Origin of the sequence: Maricaulis sp. (genome assembly GCF_048269565.1) — a bacterium.
Taxonomy (GTDB): Bacteria; Pseudomonadota; Alphaproteobacteria; order Caulobacterales; family Maricaulaceae; genus Maricaulis.
Window position 1 is genome coordinate 38,962 of record NZ_JBLXIK010000003.1, and the last position, 12,371, is coordinate 51,332.

Annotated in this window: 12 protein-coding genes; 9 read left to right on the forward strand and 3 right to left on the reverse strand. The window is 64.8% G+C overall.

Annotated features, from left to right (window positions below; genetic code table 11):
• Positions 1 to 3: 3 nt before the first annotated feature.
• From ACN0YL_RS06990 to ACN0YL_RS07010, 5 genes are all read left to right on the forward strand, one after another.
• Positions 4 to 267, forward strand: coding sequence for a hypothetical protein (locus ACN0YL_RS06990; RefSeq protein ID WP_417497487.1), 264 nt, complete (start codon positions 4 to 6; stop codon positions 265 to 267).
• Positions 264 to 542: a hypothetical protein gene (locus ACN0YL_RS06995; RefSeq protein ID WP_417497488.1), complete on the forward strand. Its 279-nt coding sequence runs from the start codon at positions 264 to 266 to the stop codon at positions 540 to 542. The genes ACN0YL_RS06990 and ACN0YL_RS06995 overlap by 4 nt, the downstream gene beginning before the upstream one ends.
• Positions 543 to 623: 81 nt before the next feature.
• Entirely contained in the window at positions 624 to 2,117 is a 1,494-nt protein-coding gene (gene gatB / locus ACN0YL_RS07000; protein WP_417497489.1) for an Asp-tRNA(Asn)/Glu-tRNA(Gln) amidotransferase subunit GatB, read from the forward strand.
• Between the two features lie 698 nt (positions 2,118 to 2,815).
• The gene (locus ACN0YL_RS07005) at positions 2,816 to 3,202 is read left to right on the forward strand and encodes an endonuclease domain-containing protein (protein WP_417497490.1); all 387 of its coding nucleotides are present in this window, start codon (positions 2,816 to 2,818) and stop codon (positions 3,200 to 3,202) included.
• Positions 3,203 to 3,548: 346 nt separating this feature from the next.
• A complete protein-coding gene (locus tag ACN0YL_RS07010) occupies positions 3,549 to 4,919 on the forward strand; it encodes a mechanosensitive ion channel family protein (protein WP_417497491.1) in 1,371 nt (456 codons plus the stop codon).
• 16 nt (positions 4,920 to 4,935) lie between these two features.
• Here the strand turns inward: ACN0YL_RS07010 and ACN0YL_RS07015 are convergent, their stop codons facing one another.
• On the reverse strand, positions 4,936 to 5,946 hold the full coding sequence (locus ACN0YL_RS07015; protein WP_417497492.1) for a lipase family protein: 1,011 nt from the start codon (positions 5,944 to 5,946) through the stop codon (positions 4,936 to 4,938).
• Positions 5,947 to 5,955: 9 nt separating this feature from the next.
• Positions 5,956 to 6,909, reverse strand: coding sequence for an isopenicillin N synthase family dioxygenase (locus tag ACN0YL_RS07020; protein WP_417497493.1), 954 nt, complete (start codon positions 6,907 to 6,909; stop codon positions 5,956 to 5,958).
• Between the two features lie 173 nt (positions 6,910 to 7,082).
• On the opposite strand from ACN0YL_RS07020, the gene ACN0YL_RS07025 reads away from it, so the two are divergent.
• From ACN0YL_RS07025 to ACN0YL_RS07035, 3 genes are all read left to right on the forward strand, one after another.
• Positions 7,083 to 7,808: a glutathione S-transferase N-terminal domain-containing protein gene (locus ACN0YL_RS07025; protein ID WP_417492740.1), complete on the forward strand. Its 726-nt coding sequence runs from the start codon at positions 7,083 to 7,085 to the stop codon at positions 7,806 to 7,808.
• 97 nt (positions 7,809 to 7,905) lie between these two features.
• On the forward strand, positions 7,906 to 9,474 hold the full coding sequence (locus ACN0YL_RS07030) for a hypothetical protein (protein WP_417492739.1): 1,569 nt from the start codon (positions 7,906 to 7,908) through the stop codon (positions 9,472 to 9,474).
• A 161-nt stretch (positions 9,475 to 9,635) separates the two neighbouring features.
• Positions 9,636 to 9,908 carry a hypothetical protein gene (locus tag ACN0YL_RS07035; protein ID WP_417470411.1) on the forward strand — a complete coding sequence of 91 codons (273 nt, stop codon included), beginning with the start codon at positions 9,636 to 9,638 and terminating at the stop codon, positions 9,906 to 9,908.
• A gap of 109 nt (positions 9,909 to 10,017) precedes the next feature.
• On the opposite strand, the gene ACN0YL_RS07040 is transcribed toward ACN0YL_RS07035, so the two are convergent.
• Positions 10,018 to 10,746 carry a polysaccharide biosynthesis/export family protein gene (locus ACN0YL_RS07040; RefSeq protein WP_417497494.1) on the reverse strand — a complete coding sequence of 243 codons (729 nt, stop codon included), beginning with the start codon at positions 10,744 to 10,746 and terminating at the stop codon, positions 10,018 to 10,020.
• Between the two features lie 85 nt (positions 10,747 to 10,831).
• Between ACN0YL_RS07040 and ACN0YL_RS07045 the strand changes: the two genes are divergently transcribed.
• Entirely contained in the window at positions 10,832 to 12,364 is a 1,533-nt protein-coding gene (locus ACN0YL_RS07045) for a GumC family protein (protein ID WP_417497495.1), read from the forward strand.
• The last annotated feature ends 7 nt before the right edge of the window (positions 12,365 to 12,371 follow it).

Here is a 12,371-nt window from a genome sequence, read left to right on the forward strand (position 1 = left end):
GCGATGAGCGAGGAGACGCCTGGCGAAACACCGGCTCCGAAGTCCAAGAGCATCATGGACCGGGTCATGCTCGGCGTGATCGCTCTGATGTGTCTGCTGTTCGGCCTGCCGATGATCTATTCCTCCGGCACGGTGATCGGGGCGATGTTTGCCGGGGCAATGCCGAGCCTGTGGGCGCTGGCATTGATGCCGATCGCGCTGGCGCTGCTCTATGCCGGTGTCCGCCTGGCGATTGCCGCCGTCATGCCGGCCAAGCGCGCGTCATGAGCACCGCGCCGGCGCCTGCTGCGGTCAAGCTGATCCGCCCGGCGATCTATGCCGGCGTGCTGATCTGCCTGATTGGCGCCGCGCTGGTGTCCGGCAAGCTGGATCTCGGCCTGCCGCTGGTCGCCGAGATCATCGGGCTGGCGACCGGTGTCGCGATCCTGGTGTTCGGCCTGCTGGCCTCGCTGTCCTGGCGCAGCGTGCAGGCGGCGATGGCGAATGAGGCGGCCGGGGTGGCTCCGCTGCCCCATGATGATGAAGACGATGAGGACGACTAGTTCGTCTGGACTTGGGACTGTGGGCGATAATCCGGATGGCGCCGAGGCGCATCCGCGAAGGCTTGGAAGAGTGAGACCGACATGAGTGAACACACCTATCGCATCACCGGTTCCACCGGCGAGTGGGAAGTCGTGATGGGGCTTGAAGTGCATGCCCAGGTCGTTTCCAACTCGAAACTGTTCTCCGGCGCCTCGACCGCTTTCGGGGCCGAGCCGAATACCCAGGTCTCACTGGTCGATGCGGCGATGCCGGGCATGTTGCCGGTGATCAATCACGCCATTGTCGAACAGGCGGTGAAGACCGGGCTTGGGCTCAATGCCGAGATCCATCTCTTCTCGCGCTTTGACCGCAAGAATTACTTCTACCCCGATCTGCCGCAGGGCTATCAGATCTCGCAATTCCAGTTCCCCATCGTCGGTGAGGGCGTGCTCGATTGCGAACGCGATGATGGTTCGCGCTTTGCGGTCGGGATCGAGCGCCTGCACCTGGAACAGGATGCCGGCAAGTCGATCCATGATCTCGACCCCAATTCCACCTATGTCGATCTCAACCGCTCCGGCGTGGCGCTGATGGAGATCGTCTCCAAGCCGCATATCCGCTCGCCCGAAGAGGCCTCGGCCTATGTCTCCAAACTGCGCTCCATCCTGCGCTATCTCGGCACATGTGGCGGCGATATGGAAAAGGGCCAGCTGCGCGCCGACGTCAATGTCTCGGTCTGCCGTCCCGGCGGCTATGAGAAATTCCGCGAGACCGATGATTTCAGCCATCTCGGCACGCGCTGCGAGATCAAGAACGTCAATTCCCTGCGCTTCATCCGCCAGGCGATCGAATTCGAGGCCCAGCGCCAGGTCGATCTGATCGAGGATGGCGGCACGGTGCAGCAGCAAACGCGCCTGTTCGACAGCGTCACCGGCGAGACCCGCTCGATGCGCTCGAAGGAAGAAGCGCATGATTACCGCTATTTCCCTGATCCCGACCTGCTGCCGCTGGAGCTGAAGCAGGACTGGGTCGACGAGATCCGCGCCAATCTGCCCGAATTGCCCGATGAGAAGCGTCACCGCCTGGTGAAAGATCTCGGCCTGTCCGATTACGACGCCTCCGTCCTCGTCTCCGACAAGGACCGCGCCGATTATTTCGAGGCCGTCGCCGCCGGCCGCGATGCCAAGCTGGCATCAAGCTGGGTCAATAACGAGCTGTTCGGCCGCCTCAACAAGGAAGGCCTCGCCATCACCGAGAGCCCGGTCTCCGCCGAGCAATTGGGCAAGCTGATCAGCCTGATCTCCGACGGCACCATCTCCGGCAAGATCGCCAAGGATGTGTTCGAGATCGTCTGGGACGAAGGCGGTGATCCGGCCGAGATCGTCGAGGCGCGTGGCATGAAACAGGTCACCGATACCGGCGCCATCGAAGCCGTCATCGACCAGCTCATCGCCGACAATCCCGACCAGGCCGCCCAGGTCAAGGAAAAGCCCAAAACGATGGGCTGGTTCGTCGGCCAGGTGATGAAGGCGATGCAGGGCAAGGCCAACCCGCAAGCGGTGAACGAGATCCTGGCGAAGAAGTTGCTGGGGTAGAGGCCGTGTTCTCGCAACTCTCCTTCTCCTCTGGCAGCTGGACGTTCAAGACCCGCCACAGACGAACCAGATGTTGAACAACTGTCACCCTGAATTCGTTCGGGTCGACGCGGAGAGCAATGTTGTAATTTGGTCGGACGATGGAGGCTGGCTTCCGATAGGCTCCTCGGAGCTCGCGGTAGAGTTGACTGAGCGCGGGGCGTGTGGCGCGCTGATCGAGGCTTCGGATCAGTCCCGGTTGGGAGTTGTTCTCGATGTATATGAAGCCGCCAGTTCGACGAGCGAAGATTTTATCGTGAGTCTTCATCGGCAGGATTGACCTTGGCTGAGTCTGATCGGCACCACGCCGCCAATCGCCCACGATGATTTTGCCCGCCTCATCCGGCGCTTCGCGCCACCTTCTCCTCACGGAGAAGGAAGGGCGTTGCGCTTTCCATGAAACGGCTGTGAGCCTTCCCTCTCCGCGAGGAGAGGGTGCCCGGCAGGGCGGGTGAGGCGGGCAATGGGCACGCCTCAGAACCGGCACCACGCCGCCAATCGCCCACGATGATTTTGCCCGCCTCATCCGGCGCTTCGCGCCACCTTCTCCTCACGGAGAAGGAAGGGCGTTGCGGTCTTGATCATTACACGCACTGCGAGTATATTATGTATCCGCTCGCCATGAGAGGGGAGCGCCGCGAACTGCGGGAGACTCCATCATGCCGAAACAGCACTACCCGCTCAAAAACCAGCATCTCGCGCGTGCCCTGCGCCGCGAACAAACGCCCGCTGAAGCGCGGCTCTGGTCGCGTTTGCGCAATGGCAATCTGATGGGCATCAAATTCCGACGCCAGGTGCCGGTCGGGCCTTACATCGCTGATTTCCTGTCACGGCAGGCGCGGCTGGTGGTCGAGGCGGATGGTGGCCAGCATGGCGAGCAGGAGGCTTATGATGCGACACGGACCCGGTTTCTCGAATTTCGCGGCTATCGGGTCTTGCGGTTCTGGAATCATTACATTCTGACCGATATCGATGCGGTCATGGAGGCGATTGGCGAAGCGGCACATTGGGGCGTCCACGAGAAAAACCCCGATACCCGCCGATAGCGACGTCCCTCTCCGTGAGGAGAGGGTGCCCTCCGGATCCAGCCTTCAGCCGGTCCGGGGCAGGCTCCGGGTGGGTGAGGCGGGTGATGGACACGGTTCAGGACTGGCACCGCCCCCGCCAATCGCCCACGGTGGTTTTGCCCGCCTCATCCGGCACTCCGTGCCACCTTCTCCTCACGGAGAAGGAAGGGCGTTGCGCTCTCCATGAATCGCGGTGAGCCTTCCCTCTCCGCGAGGAGAGGGTGCACGGCAGGGCGGGTGAGGCGGGCGATGTGGACATCAACGCGCTGGCACCGCCCCCCGCAATAATGCTATCGCTGCGTCAACGAAGCCGGGAATAGCGAAGATGATTCAGACACAGGACGGTTCGGCCTTGGACGATCTGGTGCCGGTCGAGGTTCTGCAGGAGCATCTGCTCGCCGTCTGGCACTGGATTGTCCAGGCCATGCTCAATCTGGATGTCGCCCTGCAGATCGGACTGATCGCGGCGGCGATCATTCCGGCCTTGATGTTCGGGCCGCGTTTGCGGCGGCTGGTTGAACACCATACCGCCTCGCGTATCCGTACCGGTCTGGCGCGGCGCCTGCTGTCGGCGGCGCTGGCGCTGGCAACGCCGCTGGCCCTGCTGATGGTGCTGGCCGTGATCCGCATCGTCCTGGGCAGTCTGGAGCGGCCCTACGGCCTGATCGATGCGGCGATGAGCCTGATGTCGGCCTGGCTGGTGATCCGCGCCGTGACGCTGATCATTCGTTCGAAATTCTGGTCCAATGTCGCGTTCTACGTGATCTGGCCGGTGGCGGCGCTCGACGTGTTCGGCCTGCTCGACGATGTCGTCGTGCAATTGCAGGCCCTGGCCATCCCGCTGGGGGAGACCGCGGACGGCATGCCGGTCGATCTCAGCCTGTTCGATATCCTGCGCACGGTGATCTATTTCGCGGCCCTTTTCTGGCTCGCCTCGCTGGCCGGCCGCGCCATCAATGCGCAGCTGGAAAAGGCCGAAGAGATCTCGCCGGCCTTCCGGGCCCTGATCGCCAAGGTCCTCGGCTTCGTCCTGCCGGTCGCAGCCCTGCTGATCGCGCTGCAGCTGACCGGCTTCAATATCGCCACGCTGGCAATCTTCTCCGGTGCGGTCGGTATCGGTGTCGGTCTCGGCCTGCAAAAGACCGTCGCCAACTTCGCCGCCGGTTTCACCCTGCTGGCCGACAAGTCGATCAAGCCGGGCGATGCGCTCGAGATCGACGGCACCTTCGGCTGGGTCACCGAGATGCAGTCGCGCTATGTCTCGATCCGCACCCGTGACGGCACGGAAATGCTGATCCCGAACGAGCGCTTCATCGTCGAGGGCGTCATCAACTGGTCGAAATCCGACCGCGCCGTGCGCGTGCACGCCCCGTTCGGCGTCAGCTATGGCACTGACGACATCGAACAGGTCCAGCGCGTCGCTATCGAGGCGGCCCAGAGCGTCGAGCGGGTGATCGCTGACAAGACGCCGGTGTGCAATCTGATGGCCTATGGCGCCAGCTCGGTCGATTTCGACCTGCGCTTCTGGATCACCGACCCGGAGAACGGGCTCTCCAATGTCCGCAGCGCCGTGAATATTGCCCTGTGGAAGGCCTTCCACGCCCATGGCATCGAATTCCCCTTCCCGCAGCTGGATGTCCATGTGAAGGAATTGCGGCGCAGCCCGGCCAGCGCCGGAATAGCGCCGCCGGAATAGCGGCCACAGGCCCAGGCTAGCCGGCCGCCTCATCCTCATCCGGGCTCAGCGCGGTGAGATAGCGCTGGGCGCCGCTATGGGCGTCGATCATTTCGCGGAATCGCATCTTGACGACGGCATCGATGATCGTGTCCCAGGCGGTACGTTCAGCCTTGTCGTCGTCCTGGATGACGCCGTCTTCCTCGTGCAGGAAATGCAGCCGCCCGAACTGGCGATAGGGCCAGGCGGGCAGGGCCTTGATCGCATCCTCGACCAGCATCAGCTTCTTGACCTCGTCGAGCCGCTTCTCGCCATCCAGCCAGTCGCGGATCTGTGGTCCGCCCGGTAGATAGGGCACCGGATCAAGCGCGTTCTGGAAACGCGCGGTGTGGGCGAGCAGCCCGTCCTGCTCGTAATGATCGATGAAGTCCTGGTCGGCGGTCATCGGCGCGGCGAAACTGCAGACCTCGATCCGGGCATGCGGGTATTGCGCCCGGATCAGCGTCGCACCGAGCGCGGCCATGGCGCCGCCCTTGGAGTGACCGGTGATGCGGATCGCGCTGGCGGCGCCGGCATTGAGCGTTTCCAGGGTTTCGAGCAAGTCATCGGCCAGGCTGGAGACGGCAATGCCAAAGGCGGATGCGACCTGGCCATAATCGCGCTCGCCGACCGTCCACGGCATCGGCACCGTCTGGGCATCGTGAAGCCAGTCAGCGGCCCAGCGCCAGAAAATCATGTCTTCCGGCGGCAGCGTGCCGCGAAACGTCACCAGCAGGCCGCCATCATCGGTGCGGCAGACAAAGCCGGCATGCACATCATGAATGCCGCTGACGAAGACCAGCGGACGCGTGCCGGGCTGCAGGCCGGCAGCATGCAGTTCCGGCAGGCCGGAGGCGAGGCGCCGGTCGGAGATCAGATAGGCGGCATTGCAGGCATTGATCAGCCGCCGCGGCCAGGGATTGTCGGTGAGCGCATCGACGACCGGATGGATCAGCTCGCCGGCGGCGTGTCTGATGTCGTCGAGTATCTCGCTGTCGCCGGACGCCATCACGCGGGCCTAGAGCAGGCCAATCTCGCGCAGGCGCTGATTGAGGAAATCATTCGCCCGCATCGGCTCGGGATACTGGTCGGGATGATCGGCCGTGGCGCAGCCGGGCAGGGTCTCGATCATGTAGTCGGGCCGGTAGTGCAGGAAGAAGGGCATCGAATAGCGCGAGTGCCCGATGCGGGCGCCGACCGGGTTGATGACGCGGTGCTGGGTCGAGGGCAGGACATCATTGGTCGAGCGCGCCAGCATGTCGCCCATATTGACCACGAGACAGCCGGCCGGCGGGTTCATGTCGATCCATGTCCCCGAGCGCGTCTTCACCTGCAGGCCGGGCTCCTCGGCGCCGAGCAGCAGGGTGATGGTATTGATATCGCCATGGGCCTCGGCGCGGATCGAACCGCCCGGATCGCCGGCCACCGGCGGGTAGTGCAAGAGGCGCATCACCGAATTGCCGTCCTTGACGGTGTCATCGAAGAAGTCGGCAGCCAGGCCCAGATCGAGCGCAATGGCGCTCAGCACGCGCCGGCCAAGCGCATCGAAATCCTGGTAGAGGCCGTGGACGGTCTCTTTCCAGCCCTCGATTTCGGCGGGCACGAGATTGGGCGCCATGTCGGCTTCATATTTGTGGCCCGGCGGCAGATCGCGGCCGACATGCCAGAATTCCTTGAGATCGACATGCTGGGCGTCCTTGGCAATCTCCTTGCCGAAGGGCGTATAGCCGCGCGCACCGCCGCCACCGGGCACGAAATATTGCTGCTTCACGGCCTCGGGCAGGGCGAAGAATTCAGCCGCCTTGGCATAGGCGCGGTCGATCCGGGCCTGGTCGAGCCCGTGATCGGAAATCGCGGCAAAGCCGAATTCGCGGAAGCTCTGGCCCAGCTCGGCGGCGAAGCCTTGCGGGTCGCTGGCTTGGCGGGCCATGGAGACGGGCGTGAAGCGGGAAAGGGTTTCGCTGGCTGACATGGGGCTTGGACCTGTTGTGAATGTGGGACCGGGATAAGGCTTTGCTGCGGGCCTGCCAAGTCACTCCCGGTAGATGACAGCTGTGTGATCGCAGCCGCGCTTGCATGTTCCAGCCTGCGCCCCATCTTGCCTGCACGACAATCGCACCCGCCAACCCGCTACGGAGACGCTCCATGCCCGCCCCGATCGAACTCTATTACTGGCCCACCCCGAATGGCTGGAAGATCTCCATCGCACTGGAGGAAATGGGTCTGCCCTACGACCTCAAGCCGGTGAATATCGGTGCCGGCGAGCAGTTCGAGCCCGCCTTCCTCAAGATCAGCCCCAATAATCGCATGCCCGCCATCATCGATCCCGACGGGCCCGGCGGCGAGCCGATCTCGGTGTTCGAGAGCGGCGCCATCCTGCAATATCTCGGTCGCAAGACGGGGCAATTCTACCCCACTGACGAGCGCGCTCGCGTCGAGGTCGAACAATGGCTGTTCTGGCAGATGGGCGGGCTCGGTCCGATGGCCGGGCAGGCGCATCATTTCCGCACCTATGCCAAGGCGATCGAGCCCGATGAGAGCAAGCTGGAATACGGCAAGAACCGCTATACCAATGAGGTCAACCGTCTCTATGGCGTGCTCGAGCGGGCGCTGTCGGACGGGCGCGATTATATCGCGGGCGCGTATTCCATCGCCGATATGGCGATCTGGCCCTGGATCCTGCCGGCGGGTCAGGGGCAGGACCTGGCAGACTTCCCGAAACTGGCGGCCTGGGTCGAGCGCGTCGGTGCCCGCCCGGCGGTGAAGACGGGCCGCGCACTGGCGACCGATATGCGCCGCGGCCTCGATGAGGACAGCGAGGAAGGCAAGAAGGCCCGCGCCCTGCTGTTCGGCCAGAAAGCCCGCGTCTGAGGCTTGCCCGCAGTCCCGGCTCGCCTTCTACGCGTAAGGGCTTGCGTCCGGGCGCCGGAAAACCAATTCTGGGGCGGGACAGCAAGGGGGCAAGTCCATGGCTGACGCCAGCGGCGCAGCGCATTCGGGCGCACCGGATATCGACACACCGCGACGCTCGGGCCTGACCCGGGCCGAGGCGGCGCGTCTGGCTGCGACCGAGGCCTGCCGCGCCGAAACCTGTTCGCCCTGGGAAGCCTCGCCGCTCGGCCTCGTGCCCTGGCTGATCTGGCGTGCCCTGTTCAAGGGCTTCCGGCCGGTCTGGCTTATCGCCTCGCTGGCGGTCTCGGTCTGGTTTGGCGCCCATGTCGTGATCGAGAGCGGCGGCATCCGCGCCATGACCCGCACCGAGCCGGGGCTGGAGGCGCGGATCCAGTCGAGCCTCGCCGCCTCGGTCCCCGCAGGCGAGGACGCGCGCAGCTACTGGATCGCGCGCATGAATGAGGCGCTCGACGGCGATGCGCGCCGGCGCGCCGATCTCGACCGTTTCCGCGCCTGGGCGACGATCGGTCCCGACCTGATCGGCCGTGAGCGCCTGGCGCTGGACTATCTCGCCGGTCCGGACGGCGCCGCGGCGCTCGATGCCCGCCTGACCGCCGGTCCGCCCTGGGTGCGCCGTGACCGGCTGGCGCGCGGCTATCGCGAACTGATCGAGAGTGAGCAGGCCCGGCGTCTCGACCCGCCGCAGCTGGTATTGGCGCCCGATGGATTGATGGCGCGGCAGGCGGCAGCGCAGTTTCACTGGTCGATTGCCGCGCACAGCGCCGATGCTTTCTTCAGCGGCCGCCAGAGCGGCCAGTTCGAGTTGACCATGGTGCCCGGCCTGGTGGCGGCGCCTGGCGGTGATACCCGTCTCTATGGCGGTGTGCGGCAGCTCTACATGCAGGCCTGCGCCCTCGATGCGCTGATCGAGGGTTGCGAGACCGGGATCATCCCGCCGCAGGCCTTCGATCCGGTGCGCTACGCCCTCGCGGCGCTGGAAGCCGGCATGGTTGATCTCAACCTGCCCGACAGCGCGGTCCATGACGGCGCTCAGGTGCTGCAGGCCGCGCGCGAGGCCGGGCGCCTGCAGCCGGCGCTCGAGGCGCAATTACAGGACTGGGTCGCGGCGATCCTGACGCCGGCGGAGATATCCGCGGCCCTCGATACCGCCGGTCTGCGTCCGGACTTTGCCTTCTCGGCCCCGACCCAGGCGGCGGATGGGTTGGCCGGACAACTGGAACGCCGGACTGGCGCCGAGGCGGCGGCCCTTTCGCGCCTGCTCGATGATCTCGCCCGCATCCGGCGCGCATCCTCGGTGATGACCGCGATCCGGGTTGTCTCCTCGATCGGCCAGCTTAACCAAGCCGACTATCTCGTGCGCATCTCCAACACCGCCGGCGACCGCCTGCTCGCCCTGCATCTGGCGCTCGGCGAGGGGGTGTATCACCTGCTGGATGCCGCGGATTTAGCGCCGCAACCGACGGCCCGATCGGTCAATCTGGCCTGGGCCGGGCTGCTTTCGGCGGCGATTGTCGTGTTTTTGACCCTGCTGCGGGTGGCCAGTGCGCCTGATGTGAGGCGGGCGAGTCGCATGGCAGCACTGGACGCTTGGCTGTCGCGTTTATTCCTTGGTAGGAAAACCTAACCGATTTAAAGGCTTATGGCCTATTTTTCCTGAAATCCCTTAACCTTAAAGCAATTCTCTTTGCGCAGGATCGGTCTCGTTCGAAAGGCATTCGGACAGGATGGTGGCGCGGATGACAGGTTCATAAGGACCGCATCCGCCGGTGTTACAGGGGAATGATCATGGCGTTTACCGACGTTGAAACTGCGCAAGTGCATGAAGCCGTTACCAGCGACCCGACAGGCGAAGACCTGTGCAAGCTGGGCATTCTGTACTCGACCGGCCAGGGTGGCGAAATCGACTACGTCGAAGCCCACAAATGGTTCAATCTCGCGGCCCTGATGGGCTCCGAGCCGGCGAAATACTATCGCCAGGAAATCTCCGACCAGATGTCGACGATGGAAGTCGCCAGCGCACAACGTGCCGCTCGCGAATGGCTGTCGACGCGCCACTAGGCAGACCACCATTCTGTCCGGGGGTCAGCGGGTGAGGCCATCCGCTGACCGTCCTGACAGATTGACGGCATGCCTGAACGACTGGTTGCCAGGCCCGTGTCCGGCGGGATCAGTTGTCGTTGATCGCGTTGGCGATGGCGTAGGACATGGCCTGGTCGAGCGGCAGGATCGAATTCACATACTGCTCGATGAAGACATTGATCTCGGCCACGGTTGTCCGCGGCACGAAGACGATGTCATTGCGGCGCAGCTGCAGCGCATCCGCCCCGTCGCGGCCGCGCAGCGCGTCACGCAGATTGACGGTGCGGATCATCAGTCCGCCACCGGGTGCCCGGCGCAGGATGGCGACCTGGCGCGAGGCCGTATCGCGGAAACCGCCGGCGAGCATCACCGCCTCCAGCGCTCCGATCGGGCTGGGCAGGGCGATCAGGCCCGGCGAATTCACCTCACCCCCGACAATGATATTCTGTGGTCCGAGCGTCGCACGGCGCACCTCGACGATCGGCGAGACCAGCACATTGCGCGCATAGGCATCGGCTATGGTGTTGGCGATCTCGTAATCGGTCTTGCTGGCGACCATCACATTGGCGAGCAGCGGCAGATTGATGCGGCCGTCCGGGCCGATTTCCGCCGTGGTCGACAATTCCGGCGCCGAATGCACCGTCACATCGACGCTGTCGCCGGGAAAGAAGCGGTATTCCGGATCCGTATCCTGCCAGGCGAGAAAATGCTGGCCGCCCCATTGGCCGGCCTCGGCGCCGGGCGCCGGGCCGGAACTGGCGCAGGCAGCGAGCCCGATCGAAGCCGCAAGGCACAGGCCCAGACTGGTTGCACGCATGATAATCCCTCGGATTCGTTGATCCGCTGATTTCAGACCCGTTTGGATAAGAAAAAATTAAGCGCAGCGAGCCCCTTATGGAGTCATGACTCGCGATCATGATAACGCCGGCTCGCCGGAGGGCCGGGTAACCGGGCTCGGCTCCGGTGCAAGGGGCGATCTCGACTTGTTCGATGTCATAGCCCTGGCATGGTCGGAGAAGGGTTTCATCGCCCTGGTCTTTGCCGTCATTTTCGCCATTGGTGTTGCCCTGTCGCTGACCATGCTCAAGCCGAGCTATGAGGCGCATTCCAGCCTGATGATTCTGCAGGACGACAATCCGACCCCGGCAACGGCCGGATCGGGCGATGCCTTCACGCTCGCCCAGGTGATGCAGTCGGAAAGCCAGTTGCTCAGCTCCGCCACGGTGTTGCGGCGGGCACTGGCGGCGATCGGTCCGGAGGCCGTGCTCGGCGAGGCGGTGACCGGCGATGCCGAAACGGCGGCGCTCAGGACGATGGGCAATGCCTTCTCGCTGTCGCGCGAACCGAATTCGACGGCGATCAACGCCAGCTACACCACGGGTTCGGCCGAACGCGCTGCGCTGGTGCTGAATGCGATCATCGATTCCTATCTGGCCTATCGCGAGGAGATCCTGATCGAGACCGGGGTGCAGGGCCTGTCGGTCCGGCGTGAGCAGGCCAACTCGGCTGTCGAGGCGGCCCAGGCGGCGCGGGATGAATTCCTGCTGCGCCATGACCTGTCGAATTTCGAGATCGAACAACAGACCACCGACGCGCTCGTTGGCAATCTGACCGATCGCGTCAACACATCGAGCGCCAATCGCGATTCCGCGCTCGCCGGCGCCGCGGCGATCCGCGAGCGTCTGCGCAGCGTGCCGGAAAGCATCGAGCTTTATGTCGAGAATGGCGTCGATGCCGTGCTGCTCGACCGCCAGTCCGAACGGGCACGGCTGTTGTCGCGCTATCAGCCCGGCGCACCGGCTGTCGTCGCGCTCGACCGTGAGATCGCCGCGATCGAGACTTTCCTGGCCAGCGGCACCTCCGATGGACGCGGCCAGACCCGCACCGGTCCCAATCCGGTGCGCCAGGCGCTGGAGACCGATCTGGCGACCCGCGAAGCCAATGCCCGTGCCGAAGCCTCGATGCTGGCGGCGCTGGAAGACCAATTGCGCGTCAATCGCGACGAGGCGGCACGCCTGCGTCAGCTCGAGCCGGAATTCACCCGGCTGCAGCAAAATGTGATCGCGGCCGAGGCGGCAGCGGCCGTGGTCGCCGGCCAGGAGGCGACCGCTTCGGCGCGCCGGTCCTCGACGCTTGGCGGTGCCGACGCGGTGCGCCTGATCGACCGGGCCATGCCGCCGCTCCAGGCCAAGTCGATGAAGAAACTGGGCCTGATCGCATCCTTCGTGATGGCGGGCGGGATCGCGCTGTTCAGCGGGCTGATGCGCGGCTATTGGCGCGTCTATATCGCCGCCGGCGGCGTGCCGGCCACGGCCGCGCCGGTCGCGGTGCCCGCGCCGGCACCAGCCCCTGTCGCAGCGGCAGCCTGGCAGCCGGCCAATGATCTGCCGCCCGATATTCCGATCCTCGCGCGTGTGGCCGACCGCACCGCGTAAGCGCGGC

What these genes read in the sequence shown, in the direction of transcription:
- ACN0YL_RS07015 (WP_417497492.1), bottom strand. Translation starts at nt 5,946, where the DNA reads ATGGCGTCCGGCGACAGCGAGATACTCGACGACATCAGACACGCCGCC.
- ACN0YL_RS06995 (WP_417497488.1), top strand. Translation starts at nt 264, where the DNA reads ATGAGCACCGCGCCGGCGCCTGCTGCGGTCAAGCTGATCCGCCCGGCG.
- ACN0YL_RS07020 (WP_417497493.1), bottom strand. Translation starts at nt 6,909, where the DNA reads ATGTCAGCCAGCGAAACCCTTTCCCGCTTCACGCCCGTCTCCATGGCC.
- gatB (WP_417497489.1), top strand. Translation starts at nt 624, where the DNA reads ATGAGTGAACACACCTATCGCATCACCGGTTCCACCGGCGAGTGGGAA.
- ACN0YL_RS07040 (WP_417497494.1), bottom strand. Translation starts at nt 10,746, where the DNA reads ATGCGTGCAACCAGTCTGGGCCTGTGCCTTGCGGCTTCGATCGGGCTC.
- ACN0YL_RS07025 (WP_417492740.1), top strand. Translation starts at nt 7,083, where the DNA reads ATGCCCGCCCCGATCGAACTCTATTACTGGCCCACCCCGAATGGCTGG.
- ACN0YL_RS07035 (WP_417470411.1), top strand. Translation starts at nt 9,636, where the DNA reads ATGGCGTTTACCGACGTTGAAACTGCGCAAGTGCATGAAGCCGTTACC.
- ACN0YL_RS07005 (WP_417497490.1), top strand. Translation starts at nt 2,816, where the DNA reads ATGCCGAAACAGCACTACCCGCTCAAAAACCAGCATCTCGCGCGTGCC.
- ACN0YL_RS06990 (WP_417497487.1), top strand. Translation starts at nt 4, where the DNA reads ATGAGCGAGGAGACGCCTGGCGAAACACCGGCTCCGAAGTCCAAGAGC.
- ACN0YL_RS07010 (WP_417497491.1), top strand. Translation starts at nt 3,549, where the DNA reads ATGATTCAGACACAGGACGGTTCGGCCTTGGACGATCTGGTGCCGGTC.
- ACN0YL_RS07030 (WP_417492739.1), top strand. Translation starts at nt 7,906, where the DNA reads ATGGCTGACGCCAGCGGCGCAGCGCATTCGGGCGCACCGGATATCGAC.
- ACN0YL_RS07045 (WP_417497495.1), top strand. Translation starts at nt 10,832, where the DNA reads ATGACTCGCGATCATGATAACGCCGGCTCGCCGGAGGGCCGGGTAACC.